A 15,742-nucleotide genomic window follows, 5' to 3' on the forward strand; every position below is an offset into this window, starting at 1 on the left:
ACAAGCCACGCAGGTTGCGTGGCTTGATTGTACGAAAAATGGCCGGACGTGCCGGCCGAAGGCCGCGCAGTATACCGCAAAGAAAGCAATAAACAGCCCCCGAAACGACCATCTGTCAAATGAGCGAAAGGCCCGGTTTTATTGACCTTGAGGTCAGCGAAAAGACATCCCCCGATCCCTGTGGGAGCTGGCTTGCCAGCGATGGCGTCGCATCAGTAAAAAGAGAGGGTGACTGAACCACCGCAATCGCTGGCAAGCCAGCTCCCACAGGGTTCTTCGATGGGGTCAAGTGTTTTGGGCAGCACCGCCCTCAAGCTTGCGCCACAGCAAGCGCACGTTGGCCTTGCGCATCAGGGCGCAGCGGTACAGGCGGATCTCCAGCGGCACATGCCACTGCGGGCCGCCGCACACCACCAGTTCACCGCGGGCTAGCTCTGCGCGTACGCTCAGTTGCGGCACCCAGGCGATGCCGAGGCCTTCCAGCGCCATGCTTTTCAGGCTGTCGGCCATCGCGGTTTCGTAGATCGTGGTGAAGCGCAACTGGCGCTGGCGCAGCAAGCCGTTGACCGAACGGCCGAGAAACGCCCCGGCGCTGTACGCCAGCAACGGCACACTCGCCTCGCCTTCCAGATCGAACAGCGGTTTGCCATCCAGATCGGCTGCGCACACCGGCAGCATCTCGGTCTGGCCCAAATGCAGCGACGGGAAGATTTCCGGGTCCATCTGCATCGCCGAATCCGGATCGTAGAACGCCAGCATCAGATCACAGCCACCTTCGCGCAACGCGTGCACAGCGTCGCCAACGTTGGTCGCCACCAGCCGTGTGGCGATGTTCAGCCCTTCGTTGCGCAACTGGGCGATCCAGCGCGGGAAAAAGCCCAGCGCCAGCGAGTGCGCCGCTGCGACTTGCATGACCTCGCCCTGCCCGCCTTCCAGATGATGCAGGTGGCGCAGGACTTCACCGAGCTGTTCGACCACGGTGCGCGCAGTCACCAGAAACAACTGCCCCGCCGCCGTCAGTTCGACAGGCGTGCGCGAGCGATTGACCAGGGTCAGCCCCAGCGCCGCTTCGAGGCTGCGGATCCGCCGACTGAATGCCGGCTGGGTCACGAAGCGCCGTTCGGCCGCCTGCGAGAAGCTGCGGGTGGCGGCCAGGGCACTGAAGTCCTCAAGCCATTTGCTTTCCAGATTCATCACGTCCTCCCGGACACGCACCAAAACAGGTCACACGTCTGCCGCACAGGCGGCGTCACATGGGCATTATGCCGAATGTGCATAGGGCAGTGCTGAACAGCATTGGCCCAAAAATCCCCACAAGCCTAGCATTCGCAGCGTTCCGGCACAGACCGGGTCCTTATCGAGATGATTTCTATCATGTCCTCCGCTGCATCTTTCCGCACAGAAACCGACCTGCTTGGCGCCCTCGAAGTACCGGCCCATGCGTATTACGGCATCCAGACCCTGCGAGCGGTGAACAACTTCCGCCTCTCGGGCGTTCCGATTTCGCATTACCCGAAACTGGTTGTGGGCCTGGCGATGGTCAAACAGGCCGCCGCTGACGCCAACCGCGAGCTGGGTCACCTGAGCGAAGCCAAGCACGCTGCCATCAGCGAAGCCTGTGCGCGATTGATCCGCGGCGATTACCACGAAGAATTCGTGGTCGACATGATTCAAGGTGGCGCCGGCACCTCTACCAACATGAACGCCAACGAAGTGATCGCCAACATTGCTCTGGAAGCGATGGGCCACGAGAAAGGCGAATACCAGTACCTGCACCCGAACGACGACGTGAACATGGCGCAGTCGACCAACGACGCCTACCCGACAGCGATCCGTCTGGGTCTGCTGCTCGGTCACGACGCGCTGCTGGCCAGCCTCGACAGCCTGATCCAGGCCTTCGCGGCCAAGGGCAAAGAGTTCGACCACGTCCTGAAAATGGGCCGTACCCAGCTGCAAGACGCCGTGCCGATGACCCTCGGCCAGGAATTCCGCGCCTTCGCCACCACTATGGGCGAAGACCTCGCGCGTCTGAAGACGCTGGCCCCGGAACTGCTGACCGAAGTCAACCTCGGTGGTACCGCGATCGGCACCGGCATCAACGCCGACCCGCGCTATCAGGCACTGGCTGTTCAACGTCTGGCTTTGATCAGCGGCCAACCGCTGGTACCGGCCGCCGACCTGATCGAAGCGACCTCCGACATGGGCGCCTTCGTGCTGTTCTCCGGCATGCTCAAGCGCACCGCGGTCAAGCTGTCGAAGATCTGCAACGACCTGCGCCTGCTGTCCAGCGGCCCACGCACCGGCATCAATGAAATCAACCTGCCGGCGCGCCAGCCAGGCAGCTCGATCATGCCCGGCAAGGTCAACCCGGTGATCCCGGAAGCCGTGAACCAGGTCGCGTTCCAGGTCATCGGTAACGATCTGGCGCTGACCATGGCAGCCGAGGGCGGCCAGCTGCAACTGAACGTGATGGAGCCGCTGATCGCCTTCAAGATCCTCGATTCGATCCGCCTGCTGCAACGTGCCATGGACATGCTGCGCGAGCACTGCATCGTCGGCATCACCGCCAACGAAGCGCGCTGCCGCGAACTGGTCGAGCACTCGATCGGTCTGGTCACCGCACTGAACCCGTACATCGGCTACAAAAACGCCACCCGCATCGCCCGTATCGCTCTCGAAAGCGGCCGCGGCGTGCTGGAACTGGTGCGCGAAGAAGGTCTGCTCGACGAAGCCATGCTCGCCGACATCCTGCGCCCGGAAAACATGATTGCCCCGCGTCTGGTTCCGCTCAAAGCCTGAGCCGACGCGAACTTGTAGCACCGCTCACCAGGTCGAGGGACTAGACACCTCTCACCTTTTGAGGGCTTGGGGATTTTGTCCCCGAGCCCTTTTTTTTAACTCTTTATCCTGAGACTCGAACGTATAGGACTGAACAATATGGAAATGAGCCTTTGTGGCGAGGGGATTTATCCCCGTTGGGCTGCGAAGCGGCCCCGATACCAACAATAAAGATGTACCAGAAACACCGCGTGCAATGGTTTACGACTGCTTCGCAGCCGAACGGGGATAAATCCCCTCGCCACAAACGCCAAGTGTTTCAAAGCTTCGTTTCGTCGCTTGCACCACTACCGTGCAGACGGGCGCGCCACTGATCGGTATAGTGCCGCCCCTCTTCGCGTGAGCGGTCGTCGGTAACGAGGCCATAACCCATGCGAAACCCGAACTAATAACAAAACCCGCGATATGGATCCGGGACGAAACCTTCGCCTCACCCGTCGTGCCGCGTGCATGCCGGTGTAACACGATGTTTCTCCGATCCAGCATTTGCACCCACAAAAAACAGCGAGGATAAATCCATGCTCGAAGTCATCAACGACTTCCTCTCAGGGAAAGTACTGATCGTGCTCATTGTCGGGCTCGGTAGCTACTTCACGATTCGCTCGCGTTTCGTTCAACTGCGTCACTTCTTCCACATGTTCGCGGTGTTCCGCGACAGCCTCAAAGGCAGCGCCGGGCAACTCAGCTCGTTCCAGGCATTGATGCTCAGCCTCGCCGGCCGCGTCGGTGCAGGCAACATTGCCGGTGTCGGCATCGCCGTGACCCTCGGTGGTCCGGGTGCGGTGTTCTGGATGTGGGTGACCGCACTGGTCGGTATGTCCAGCAGCTTCTTCGAGTGCACCCTGGCCCAGGTCTACAAGCGCGCCGATGGCGACGGCCTGTACCGTGGTGGCCCGGCGTATTACATCCAGCACGGGCTCAAGCTCAAGGGCATGGCGATAGTCTTCTCCGTTCTGCTGCTGGTCACCTACGGCTTCGCCTTCATCGGCCTGCAGTCCTACACCGTGACCCACTCGCTGCAGAACGCCTTTGACTTCAATCCACAACACACCGGTATCGTCCTCGCGGTGCTGCTGGCCATCACCTTTATCGGCGGGATCAAGCGCATCGCTTCGGTCTCCGACCTGCTGGTACCGATCAAGACCCTGGCCTATATCGGCGTGACCCTGTACGTGATCGGCACCCAGATCGAACACGTACCGGCCATGCTGGAAACCATCTTCAAGAGCGCCTTCGGCCTCGACCCGGCCTTTGCCGGTCTGCTCGGCAGCGCCATTGTCATGGGCGTGAAGCGTGGCGTGTTCGCCAACGAAGCGGGCCTGGGCAGTGCGCCGAACGTCGCGGCCGTGGCCGCCGTCAAGCACCCGGGCGCGCAGGGCGTGGTCCAGGCTTTCAGCGTGTTCCTCGACACCTTCGTGATCTGCACCTGCACCGCGCTGCTGATCCTGCTGTCGGGCTTTTACACCCCGGGCTTCGAAGGTGATGGCATCGTCCTGACCCAGAACTCGCTGGCTGCCGTGGTCGGTGACTGGGGTCGCATGTTCGTCAGCGTTGCGCTGTCGCTGTTCGTCTTCACCTGCATCCTCTACAACTACTACCTGGGCGAGAACAGCTTGCAGTTCCTCAGCCGCAACCGCGCTCTGCTGATGCTGTTCCGCGGTCTGGTGCTGGCGCTGGTGGTGTGGGGTTCGATGCAGGATCTGACGACGGTATTCGCCTTCGCCGACATCACCATGACCTGTCTGGCCTTCGTCAACCTCGTGGCCCTGGCCATGCTGTTCAAGGTCGGCCTGCGCGTGATGCGCGACTACGATGAGCAGCGTCGCGCCGGCGTCAAACAGCCAGTGTTTGATTCGAGCAAATTCGCCGATCTGGATCTGGATCGCAACGCCTGGCCGGTCAACCCGCCAGCAGCAGCGGGCCAGACTGAAACTTCGCCGCAAGGCGTACCTGCAGCGCAACGCTGACAGGTGAATGACGGGCGCATCCCCTGCGCCCGTCGGTTATTGTGATGCAATAACTTGTAGGAGTGAGCCTGCTCGCGATGGCGGACTTTCAGCCAACATCATTGTTGAATGACACACCGCTTTCGCGAGCAGGCTCGCTCCCACAGGGCCCTCATCGTTTCGGAGAATCCTATGAGCTCGTCGACCTACCCCGCCGCTCAACACGTCATGGTGCTCTACACCGGTGGCACCATCGGCATGCAGGCCAGCGCCAACGGTCTGGCCCCGGCGTCCGGTTTCGAAGCGCGGATGCGCGACTACCTGCACAGCCAGCCTGAGCTGGTAGTGCCGCAGTGGCAATTTCGGGAAATGGCGCCACTGATAGACAGCGCCAACATGACCCCGGCCTACTGGCAGCAACTGCGCGAAGCGGTGGTCAATGCCGTGGACGTGCAAGGCTGCGACAGCGTGCTGATCCTGCACGGCACCGACACGCTGGCGTACAGCGCGGCGGCGATGAGTTTTCAGTTGCTCGGCCTGCATGCCCGCGTGTGTTTCACCGGCTCGATGTTGCCGGCGGGCGTGACCGACAGCGATGCCTGGGAAAACCTCGGCGGCGCGCTGGTCGCCCTCGGCCAAGGCCTGGCGCCGGGCGTGCATTTGTACTTCCACGGCGAACTGCTGGCACCGACCCGCTGCGCGAAAGTGCGCAGCTTCGGCCGCCATCCGTTCAAACGCCTGGAGCGTCAGGGCGGTGGTGTGAAGGCGCCTTCGATTCCAGTCGCGCTGAACTACAACCAGCCGAAACAACTGGCGAAAGTGGCGGTGTTGCCGCTGTTTCCCGGGATCAGTGCCGAGGTTCTCGACGGCCTGCTCGACAGCGGCATTCAGGGTCTGGTGCTGGAATGCTACGGCAGCGGAACCGGGCCGAGCGACAATCCAGAGTTCCTCGCCAGCCTTGGCCGTGCACGGGATAAAGGCGTGGTGGTGGTGGCAGTGACGCAATGCCATGAAGGCGGGGTCGAGCTGGATGTCTACGAGGCTGGCAGCCGCTTGCGTGGGGTCGGCGTGTTGTCCGGTGGCGGCATGACGCGCGAGGCGGCGTTCGGCAAGTTGCATGGCTTGCTGGGGGCCGGGCTGGAAACGGCTGAAGTGCGACGATTGATCGAACTGGATCTCTGCGGCGAACTGAGCTGATCTGTCACAACGCAAATCCCCCTGTGGGAGCGAGCCTGCTCGCGAAAGCCATGACACATTCGGCATTCGTGTGCCTGACACACCGCTTTCGCGAGCAGGCTCGCTCCCACAAGGGATTTTTGTACGGCATATAAATTGCTGCGTCCCAGCCACCCCCAGGCTGGAAGATCCCATGCTCCACTCCCACCTCACCACCCTCAATGCGGTCTCGCTGATCCTCAACACGTTCAAGGCCGAAGGCTTGTCGAGCGAGGCGCTGCTGGCTGGCAGCGGCATTGTTGCGGCGGATCTGCAGCGGGCCGATACGCGCATCACCACCCATCAAGAGATGCAGGTCTGCACCAACGCAGTGGCACTCAAGCGTGACATCGGTCTCGAATTGGGCCGGCGCATGCACGTGTCCTGTTACGGCATGCTCGGTTACGCCCTGCTGACCTGTGCCACCTTCGGTGACGCTTTGCGTCTGGCTATCCGTTATCCGGCGCTGTTGGGCACGTTGTTCGAACTGAGCCTGGAAGACGATGGCGAGCAGGTCTGGTTCGTCGCTGCCGACTATCGCGAGAGCGCGGCGATGGCGGTGTTCAATGCCGAATTCTGTCTGGTGTCCCTGAAAGTCATCTGCGACGACTTGCTCGGCCATTCCCTGCCGCTGCGCGCCACGCGCTTCGAACATGCAGCGCCGGACTATCGCGCCAGCTACGCCGAACCCTTCGACTCGCCGCTGCACTTTTCGGCCAAGGACAACGCCTTCGCCTTCGACCGCCACTGGCTCGATCAGCCGCTGCCGCTGGCCGACGCGATCACCCATCAGGCGATGGCAGAGCGCTGCCGCAAACAGAATCTGGAGTTCACCGGACGCCAGGCCTGGCTGGGGCGGATTCGGCAGTTGCTCAGCGCACAATTGAATGCCGCGCCGGGACTGGATGGTCTGGCACAGCAGATGAAGTGCTCACCGCGCACCCTGCGTCGGCATTTGAAAGACATGGGCAGCAGCTATCAGGAACTGCTCGATGAACTGCGCTTCGAACGGGCCAAGCAGATGTTGTGTGAGGACCAGTTGCCGATCTATCGGATCGCCGAGACGCTGGGCTTCAGCGAGACCGCGAGTTTCCGCCATGCATTTGTGCGCTGGAGCGGCGTGGCGCCGAGTCAGTTCAGACCGCATTGATGTCTGCTCCAGGCATGAGCCTGCATGAACAAGGGGCGAATTTCGGTCAGAGGTTTTGGCCATATCGGTCCCCTTTTGGCCGCTCCCGACGTTCTCCGATTCAACTTGCGCCGCAACACTGAAGACCACCGAATCAGCCTTGCGGAGAACAACAAATGCTGACGATCTACTCAGACGATCACCACTTGCACCATGGCCGCTGCGAACTTATCGATGGCCAGCTCAAGCCGTGTTTCGAAATGCCGTCACGTGCCGACCATGTGCTGCAACGCGTGCACAAGCAAAACCTAGGGGCGGTCGAAGCGCCGAAGGATTTCGGCCTGGAGCCGATCGCGCGCATTCACAGCCGTGACTATCTAGAATTTTTCAAAGGTGCATGGGAGCGCTGGACCGAGTTCAACACTGACGGTGACTTGCTGCCCTACACCTGGCCGGCGCGCACCCTGCGTGCGATCAAACCGACCAGCCTGCATGGCCAGCTCGGTTATTACAGCTTCGACGGCGGCGCGCCGATTACCGCCGGCACCTGGCAAGCGGCCTACAGCGCGGCGCAAGTGGCGCTTACCGCGCAGGCTGAAATCCAGCGTGGCGCACGCGCGGCCTTCGCCCTGTGCCGTCCGCCGGGACATCACGCCGCCAGCGACTTGATGGGCGGTTATTGCTACCTCAACAACGCCGCCATCGCCGCTCAGGCCTTTCTCGATCAGGGCCACAAGAAAGTCGCGATCCTGGACGTCGATTACCACCACGGCAACGGCACTCAGTCGATTTTCTATGAACGCAGCGACGTCCTGTTCACTTCGATCCATGGTCACCCGGAAGCGGAGTTTCCATTCTTCCTCGGCTATGACGACGAGCGTGGCGAAGGCGCCGGTGAAGGTTTCAATTTCAACTATCCGCTGCCGGCCGGTTCCGGCTGGGATGTCTGGAGTGCAGCGCTGGATCAGGCCTGCGACGAGATCGATCGCTATGGCGCGGACATCATCGTCGTCTCCCTCGGCGTCGACACGTTCAAGGACGACCCGATCTCGCAGTTCAAACTCGACAGCCCGGATTACCTGGCCATGGGCAAGCGAATCGCCGCCCTCGGCAAGCCGACCCTGTTCGTCATGGAAGGTGGCTACGCCGTTGAAGAAATCGGCATCAACGCGGTGAACGTGCTGGAAGGCTTCGAACAATGAAAAAGCGACTGATCGCCTCGGCGCTGTGCGCGGCCCTGCTGAGCGCTGGCGCCCACGCCGAAGAACGCACGCTGCGCGTCTATAACTGGTTCGACTACATCACGCCCAAGGCGCTGGACGACTTCAAGGCACAGAACAGCCAGACCAGACTGATCTACGACATCTTCGACAACAACGAAGCGCTCGAGGCCAAGCTGCTCACCGGCAACTCCGGCTATGACGTGGTGGTGCCGTCCAACGTGTTCCTCGCCAAGCAGATCGAGGCCGGGGTATTTCAGCCACTGGATCGCAGCAAACTGCCGAACTGGAATCATCTCGATCCGAAGCTGATGAAGCTGATCGAAGCCAATGACCCGGGGAACAAGTTCGCCGTGCCATACATGTACGGCACCATCCTGATTGGTTTCAACCCGGCCAAGATCAAGGTAGCGCTGGGCGACGACGCGCCCGTGGACAGTTGGGATTTGATCTTCAAGGAAGAGAACATCAGCAAGCTCAAGCAGTGCGGCGTCGCCCTGCTCGACTCGCCGTCGGAGATTCTGCCGCTGGCCCTGCAACACCTGGGCCTGGACCCCAACAGCAAGAAGCCGGCGGATTACGCCAAGGCCGAAGCGCTGCTGATGAAGATTCGTCCTCACGTGACTTACTTCCATTCCTCCAAATACATGGCCGACATTGCCAACGGCGACATCTGCGTGGCCGTCGGCTATTCCGGCAGCTTCTCGCAAGCGGCCAACCGCGCCAAGGAAGCGAAAAACGGCGTGGTGGTCGATATGCGTTTGCCGAAGGAAGGTGCGCCGATCTGGTTCGACATGCTCGCCATTCCCAACGGCGCGAAGAACACCGAGGACGCCTACACCTTCATCAACTATCTGCTGCAACCGGCGGTGATCGCACCGATCAGCGATTTTGTCGGCTATCCAAACCCGAACAAGGACGCCACCGGCCTGGTCGATCCGGCGATTCGCAACAACCCGAACCTGTACCCGACCGATGCGGCAATGAGCACGCTCTACACCTTGCAGCCGCTGCCTCGGGATGCCGAACGTGCACGCACGCGAGCGTGGACGAAAATCAAGTCCGGGACCTGAAACCGGCTCGTTTGCTCAAGACCCGCCTCGGCGGGTCTTTTTTTGCCTGCCAGCTTTATCTACCGCACGGGTCACCGTCGCGCCTTTTAACTTGCTCTGCTCCGCCGCCCTTGCGGCGTCCCGACAGAGCAGGAAACCACCATGACCGCCATTCCCAAAGCCAGTGCCGTCGATATCGTGACTCAGCTGGTTACTGGCCCCTCACTGCAAGAAGTCGCTTCAAAAACGCTGCGCGATGCCCTCAAGACGCTGTATCCGAATCTCGACATAGACCCGCGTCTGGCGATGGTCGTGCAACCCACCTGGGCCATTGTGGATGGTCGAGTCGTACCCGACGGGTATCAGGCTGGATCGCTGACCAACGCCCTGGTGCGGCTCGGCCTGTCCGGCACCACGGTGACGTACCTTGATGGCGAGCATTATCTGACCCTGCAACCCGGCGTGCCCGCCCCCGCGCATCTGCCGGTAAAGATCGATGCCATCGGCCTGTTGCTCAACGAACTGGCACCACTGCTGTTCATCGCCTACAAGGAGCAGCACGTCGAATACTGGGACGAGTTCACCTACCCCGGGCAACCGCGCTGGCAGCAATTGTCCGAGGCACTGCGCAACCTGTGGAACGTCGATGCCAGCGTCGGCTGGGACGCTGACGAGATCGCCATCGCCCGGGCGATTTTCAAACAGCCCGACCCGCAACAACGCCTGGCCCCCGCCCCGTACTCGGCAAAGGCATATCTGATTGACCTCGATCGCGGTGGCGCCGACACGCCATCGCACTTGACCGTGGTCGACGCCGCAGTAGTGATCGGCACAACCGCAGACCGCAAGTTGATTCTCACCCACGCGGTCACTCAGGGCTTTCAGCGTTTCGATTCACTGGAGGAACTCGGCGAGGCTCTGCTGCGGATATATGGCGCAAGCGCCTCGGGCGAAGATCTCAAGTGGCGGCTGGTCGAACCCCAGGGCAATTTCTTCGACCAGCAGGCCTGCGCCCTGATTTCCATGGAAGCGGATGCCTTGGGCGAAATCAGTTTTTTTCAGGATTCGCCTGGTCAACGCGTCTATCCGCATACCGGCACGGCCGGCAAACCGGCACAACCGACACCGCGCCTCGAAGCGCACTTCGAGCGTTTGCAGCCGATGCTTCCGGACTGGCTGAACGACGCACTGCCCATGGATCAGACGCGTTACAGCCGGCACCTGCTGGATCTGACAACGCTGCAGCACGAGAACAACGGCAAATCATTTCAAAGCGAAATCACCAGCCTGCAGGCGTTCACTCGTGCAGCGCTGATCAGGCAGATTCTCAAGGAGCAGCCCGGCGCCACAGACGTGAACATCGACAACATCGAAATCACCATCACCAGTCTCGTGGTCTGGGGCACGTTTGTGTTGCCGGGAAATACGCAGACTCAGACATGGACGCTAACGGAGCTCGCCCTGCAAAACCTCGCAGGCCTGCCCTTGGGCAACAAGACTGTGCGGTACAAGGATGGTAGCCCGGTACCCGAGTGGATGAGCGCGACTTTTCTGGAAAACCTGGTCAGCACCGTCGACATTGGCAAGACCTACCCGGCGCATCTCAAGGCCATGCTGATAGACGACACTGTGCAAGCGTCGCTGTTGCAAGGGCTCTACACCAGTCAGCTGCGCATTGAGCTGCCATTGCTGGCGTTACAGCACAAGATCCGGGGTAAAGCGGGCCTCGATGAATCGGGTTATCGATACGTGGTCGCCGCATTCGCCACGACTGGCGCGGAACGCTACGTCGATGGCGAGGAAATCGTCATTCGCCCATTGGCCTTCGTCGCTCATCGCAGCCGCTCCACCGCAGACACTGTCGACAACATGTATGTCATAGGCCCGCGCGATGCCGACAAAGGGCCGTGCGTGCTGTATCGACCGCTGTTCGACAAGACTCTGCTGCAATATCCGGGGCCCGCGAATCTGCTTTTTGCGATCCAGCATTCGCGACATTTGCGAGACTCGGTACTGGCCTGGTTGCCGGACGATGTGCGCTTCAATTACAGCCAGTTCGTCTTTACCGCCAGGCTGCCGTCGGTGTGGACGATCCCGCAACTGATGATCAATCCGACCACTGCGCTGGATATGTCAGGCGCTGTCGCGCTGGGCACTCAGGTGATCGCCAGCGATGTCCTCGCAACCCTGCACGAACGCAACGTCAAGGCGCTTGTCACTCAAGCCGACCGGCAGTCGGTCTCCGATGCAGAAGCACGCTGGGCCTCGCTGAAACAGGGCGGCTGGGTGATGCTCAATGCCGCGCTGCCGTTCCTGGGCCGCAGCGTAGGCACAGCGGCGTGGATCTGGCAGATCATGGATGATCTGCAGGAAATCACCGACGGCGCCAACGAGCAATCGGGGAAGATCGCCTGGACGGCCATCGCCGATATTCTCCTGGCGCTGGGCATGGTGCTCGCCCACCGTGCGGCAATGGGCGATGCGCCATCGACACCCGTGGCCACGGAGCTCGAAGAGGACCCAGCGACGACAAGACCTGCCGCCAGAATCGTCAAAGCGCTGCGCCAGCCCGATATCACCGGCCCGCAATTAACCCAATTCCATGGCACATCGATCGACAGCATCACAGCGCTGAAGCGATCCCCTACGGCACTCGCCACGCTGTTGGACGGGTTCGAGGTCGGCAAGCCCAAAGTCCTTGGCGCAGCCACCCGGGAAGGCGCGTACCGAGACCTCTACGCCCACGCAGACAAATGGTACGCCCGGGTCGGTGAGCGCTGGTTCGAAGTCGCGCGCAACGCGCATGGCGATGTGCACATCGTCGATACGCGTCAGTCGACCCGACCTGCCGGGCCCAGGCTTGCCTATACCGCCAATGGCCAATGGGTGATAGATCTGCGTTTGCGCCTGCGCGGAGGCGGGCTGGAGGACGGGCGCAAGGTGGCGCAAGGCAAAAAAAACCAGGAGGTGGCCGTATTGTCCGAGCAGATCACCGCGTTCGATTTGACGATGGAGAGCAAAGGCAGCCGTCTCGATGCCGAACGCAGCAGCCTGCGCGATGCCCTTCCGGAGGCACGCGAGCAAGCGCTTGCGCAATACCTCGCCACGCTCGACTCACAGCACAATGAATATGCCGCGAACATTCAGCTGATCAAGACACTCAACTGCAAGCAATCGATTCCCAACTACCGCACGGTCATGCCGGAGCGGTTGGACATGCAGTTGTTTCTGGGACAGGAGTGGCTGAGTAATAACGCTTCGGATTACCAGCAGCGGGTACTGGCGGTGCAGGCGATACTCGACGACGAACTGCGCGGCGAATCGCAGGCAGTCACCTCTGCGTTTGAACAGTTGAACGATGCCACTCAAACCATTATTGAGAAAATGGAGTCGGCTGAAGCCTGCCTGGATGAACTGACCAGGCTGGGACCTGATGGTCTGGAGATAAAGCAGAAATACAACATCAGCCTGGCGCCCTACCCGCTGGATGATCTGAAGACTCTGCAGATCAGTCTCGGCCAGTACACCTGCATCAAGCCCGGCGATTCCACCGCTCATGTCGAGGCGCAACAAGCGCTGGCCAGTCTGTTCGAAGATGCTGCGCTGAACGTTCAGAGTTCGCGTGACCTGAGCGCCGATGAAAGCCTCAGTGATCTGCGCATACGCATCGACGCCCTGAGTCAGGTGAGCGAACAGTTCGCTTCCGTGGACAAGCGTTTCGATGACCTGGCGAGTGAATATTCCGAACACATACACATGGAACGCCTCAGGCAATTGCAGGCGCGCGTGGCCGCATTCAATGAAAGCGCCGACAACCGACTCGCCGACCTGTTGCGCTACCGGCATCTACTGGTGCCGCAAGCCGGTCCGTCGAGACCCTCAACGTCAGCTTCGAATCGGCAGATCATCAAGACACGCAACAAGGGCACCCTGGTCGGCCAGCGGAAAAAAAGCCTCGACGGCAAGAACACCGATCTGGTCGAAGTCGGTACGGCGCTGACGAGAGTGATCGCGACATTCAAGGAGGAATCGCCAGGTATCTGGGTCGAGCAGAGTGCACGGCCTGCACCTTTGCCTAAAGCCAGGCCCAACCTCAACAAGAGCATCAGCGAAGGGCAGGCATTGATCGACGGGCTGGCGGCGTTTCATCGGCGCATCGAGGCGCGTCTCAAACGCGGCTCGCGCATACCAGTGGAGGTCGAAGAGGAATACCACAACCACGCCACCCTATTGCGCAAAGCCTGTGCGGCGATCGATGAAGCGTTAACGGCGAGTAACCTGACCGCTGCTCTGCATGAACCGTCCGAAGAGCTCAACCACAAGCTCGGCGCTGCGGCTACGACACTGGAGCAAAAAGGCACCAGCACGCGAATCCGCCTGGTCAAGCAACAACTGCCAACAGCTGCCGGGGTCGAGTGGCTCAAGGACAAGGGCGAAGTGAACATCTCGAAAACCCTGACCCGACGGCGTCTGAGGCGCCATCAGAACGATTTTCTCGACGAGTATGAAATTCGCGATGCGCATACCGACAAGGTCCTCTGCTATGCGCATTTCCATTACAGCAGCGTCGACGCGCCCGTTGGTGCATTTGTGCGTGGACATATGAAAACGCTCGCTCAGCACCGCATGGGGGGCGTCGCCGAAATAACGGGTGTGGATAATCAGAGGCTGATTGAAATCCATCGCAGCGAAATTTCCACTCGCAGCGCCGAAACGCTGTTCTTCAATCTCGCCAAGCCTGCCGCAGACGCGACAGCGCCGCTTTGATCGCAGGCTCTGGTACGGCGGCAAAACCCAGCACCAGGCCGGCGCGCTGATCCATGGGCGTAGTCGAGTCGGGTAGCCAGTAGCTGCTCAGGCCGTTGATTTCGACATCGACCTCAGCGGCCTGAGCGATCAATTGCTGCTCGCGCTCGATGCTGTCCACGGCGACGGTCAGGTGCAGCCCGGCCGACACGGCGGGCAACTGACCGACACCGGCGATCATCGGCCAGCCTTCGAGCAGGCAGTTGCGCCGGCTCAGCGCAGCCCGGCGCATGCGACGGATATGTCGCTGAAAATGCCCGGCAGCCATGAACTCGGCCATCACCGCTTGGGTGCTGACTTCCGAGTGCCGCACATCGACGGCGCGGCGTTGCGCAAACGCGTCGACCAGCGCTGGCGGCAGCACCAGATAACCAAGGCGCAGTGCCGGAAAAGCGACCTTGCCGAAGGTGCCGACGTAGAGCACACGCCCCTGACGATCAAGTGCGGCCAACGGTGCCAGCGGTGCGCCGGTGTAGCGGTACTCGCCGTCGTAATCGTCTTCGACGATCCAGCCGCCGACCCGCTCGGCCCAGGCGAGCAATTCCAGACGCCGGGCCAGACTCATCACCACTCCGGTCGGGTACTGATGAGACGGCGTGACATAAGCCACCCGACAATCGCTGAGCCGGGCCATGGCGCTGCAATCGATACCGTCGCTATCTACCGCCACCCCATGCAATTTCGCCCCCGCCACAGCGAAGGCATGCCCGGCGGCGCGATAGCCCGGATTCTCGATCGCCACACCGTCCCCCGGCTCGACCAGCAACTGTGCACAAAGGCTGATGCCCTGCTGTGCGCCACTGGTGATCACAATTTGCTCAGCCGTGCACTGCATGCCGCGCGAGCTGCGCAAATACGCAGCAATCATGCCGCGCAGCCGCGCGTCACCGGCCGGGTCGCCGTAACACAGCTGCTGCAGATCCGGTTTGCGCCAGAAAGCCGCGTTGAGCTTGGCCCAGACCTCGAACGGAAACAGATCGAATGCAGGCACACCCACCCGAAAAGCACGCGGCGGACCGCTCGGTGGTCGCGGCAAATGATGCTTTTCAATGCGGGAAAATCCGTCGCTGTGGATAACTTTGCTGGATGGATTCACAGGTAAATCCAGCCAATTTGTGGATAAGGCTGTGGGTAAGCCTGTTGACAAGCCTGTGGATGAATTTGTGGATAGTTTTTTCCCAGGCGGGGATGCCTGAGCCAATCGCGCCACGTAAGTACCGTCGCCAACGCGCCCTTCGATAAACCCCTCGGCATACAACTGATCGTAAGCGCGCACCACGCTGTTGCGGGAAATGCCCAGCGCCAAGGCCAAATCTCGGCTGGCCGGCAATCGCGTGCCACTGGCCAGACGTCCATCCAGCACCCGCAGGCGCAGAGCCTGATAGAGCTGGCGGCTCAGGCCCTGACGGCGATCAAGCTCGATACCGGCCGGGTTGAAGGGCATCGACAAGGGTGGCAGATCAGGCATGGCGAATGGACCTATGAAATGGCTCAGCAATGGCTCTTACAACGGACCAATAGCCTGCCTAGGATGCA

The 15,742-nt window shown here is 61.0% G+C and carries 9 protein-coding genes; 7 read left to right on the top strand and 2 right to left on the bottom strand.

What is annotated here, in order from left to right; translation table 11 throughout:
• Positions 1-285 precede the first annotated feature (285 nt).
• Complete coding sequence (locus BXA01_RS15675; protein ID WP_076564610.1) at positions 286-1,194, bottom strand: LysR substrate-binding domain-containing protein; 909 nt, start codon at positions 1,192-1,194, stop codon at positions 286-288.
• Positions 1,195-1,374: 180 nt separating this feature from the next.
• Here BXA01_RS15675 and aspA point away from each other — a divergent pair, with 180 nt between their 5' ends.
• The 7 genes from aspA to BXA01_RS15710 all read left to right on the top strand — a co-directional run bounded on the left by aspA (position 1,375) and on the right by BXA01_RS15710 (position 14,167).
• The gene (gene aspA / locus BXA01_RS15680; protein ID WP_016772472.1) at positions 1,375-2,799 is read left to right on the top strand and encodes an aspartate ammonia-lyase; all 1,425 of its coding nucleotides are present in this window, start codon (positions 1,375-1,377) and stop codon (positions 2,797-2,799) included.
• 557 nt (positions 2,800-3,356) lie between these two features.
• Complete coding sequence (locus BXA01_RS15685) at positions 3,357-4,805, top strand: alanine/glycine:cation symporter family protein (RefSeq protein ID WP_076564612.1); 1,449 nt, start codon at positions 3,357-3,359, stop codon at positions 4,803-4,805.
• A gap of 171 nt (positions 4,806-4,976) precedes the next feature.
• Positions 4,977-5,981 (top strand): asparaginase, encoded by a 1,005-nt coding sequence (locus BXA01_RS15690; protein ID WP_076564614.1) that lies wholly within the window; start codon positions 4,977-4,979, stop codon positions 5,979-5,981.
• A 172-nt stretch (positions 5,982-6,153) separates the two neighbouring features.
• Positions 6,154-7,149, top strand: coding sequence for an AraC family transcriptional regulator (locus tag BXA01_RS15695; RefSeq protein WP_076564616.1), 996 nt, complete (start codon positions 6,154-6,156; stop codon positions 7,147-7,149).
• Between the two features lie 155 nt (positions 7,150-7,304).
• The gene (locus BXA01_RS15700) at positions 7,305-8,330 is read left to right on the top strand and encodes a histone deacetylase family protein (protein WP_076564618.1); all 1,026 of its coding nucleotides are present in this window, start codon (positions 7,305-7,307) and stop codon (positions 8,328-8,330) included.
• Positions 8,327-9,421 (top strand): polyamine ABC transporter substrate-binding protein, encoded by a 1,095-nt coding sequence (locus BXA01_RS15705; protein WP_076564620.1) that lies wholly within the window; start codon positions 8,327-8,329, stop codon positions 9,419-9,421. The genes BXA01_RS15700 and BXA01_RS15705 overlap by 4 nt, the downstream gene beginning before the upstream one ends.
• A gap of 141 nt (positions 9,422-9,562) precedes the next feature.
• The gene (locus BXA01_RS15710) at positions 9,563-14,167 is read left to right on the top strand and encodes a dermonecrotic toxin domain-containing protein (RefSeq protein WP_076564622.1); all 4,605 of its coding nucleotides are present in this window, start codon (positions 9,563-9,565) and stop codon (positions 14,165-14,167) included.
• On the opposite strand, the gene pdxR is transcribed toward BXA01_RS15710, so the two are convergent.
• A complete protein-coding gene (gene pdxR / locus BXA01_RS15715; RefSeq protein ID WP_076564624.1) occupies positions 14,124-15,674 on the bottom strand; it encodes a MocR-like pyridoxine biosynthesis transcription factor PdxR in 1,551 nt (516 codons plus the stop codon). The two genes, BXA01_RS15710 and pdxR, sit on opposite strands and share 44 nt — an antisense overlap.
• Positions 15,675-15,742: the final 68 nt, after the last annotated feature.

It is taken from the genome of Pseudomonas sp. B10, assembly GCF_900156235.1.
In the GTDB taxonomy this organism is placed as follows: Bacteria; Pseudomonadota; Gammaproteobacteria; order Pseudomonadales; family Pseudomonadaceae; genus Aquipseudomonas; species Aquipseudomonas siliginis.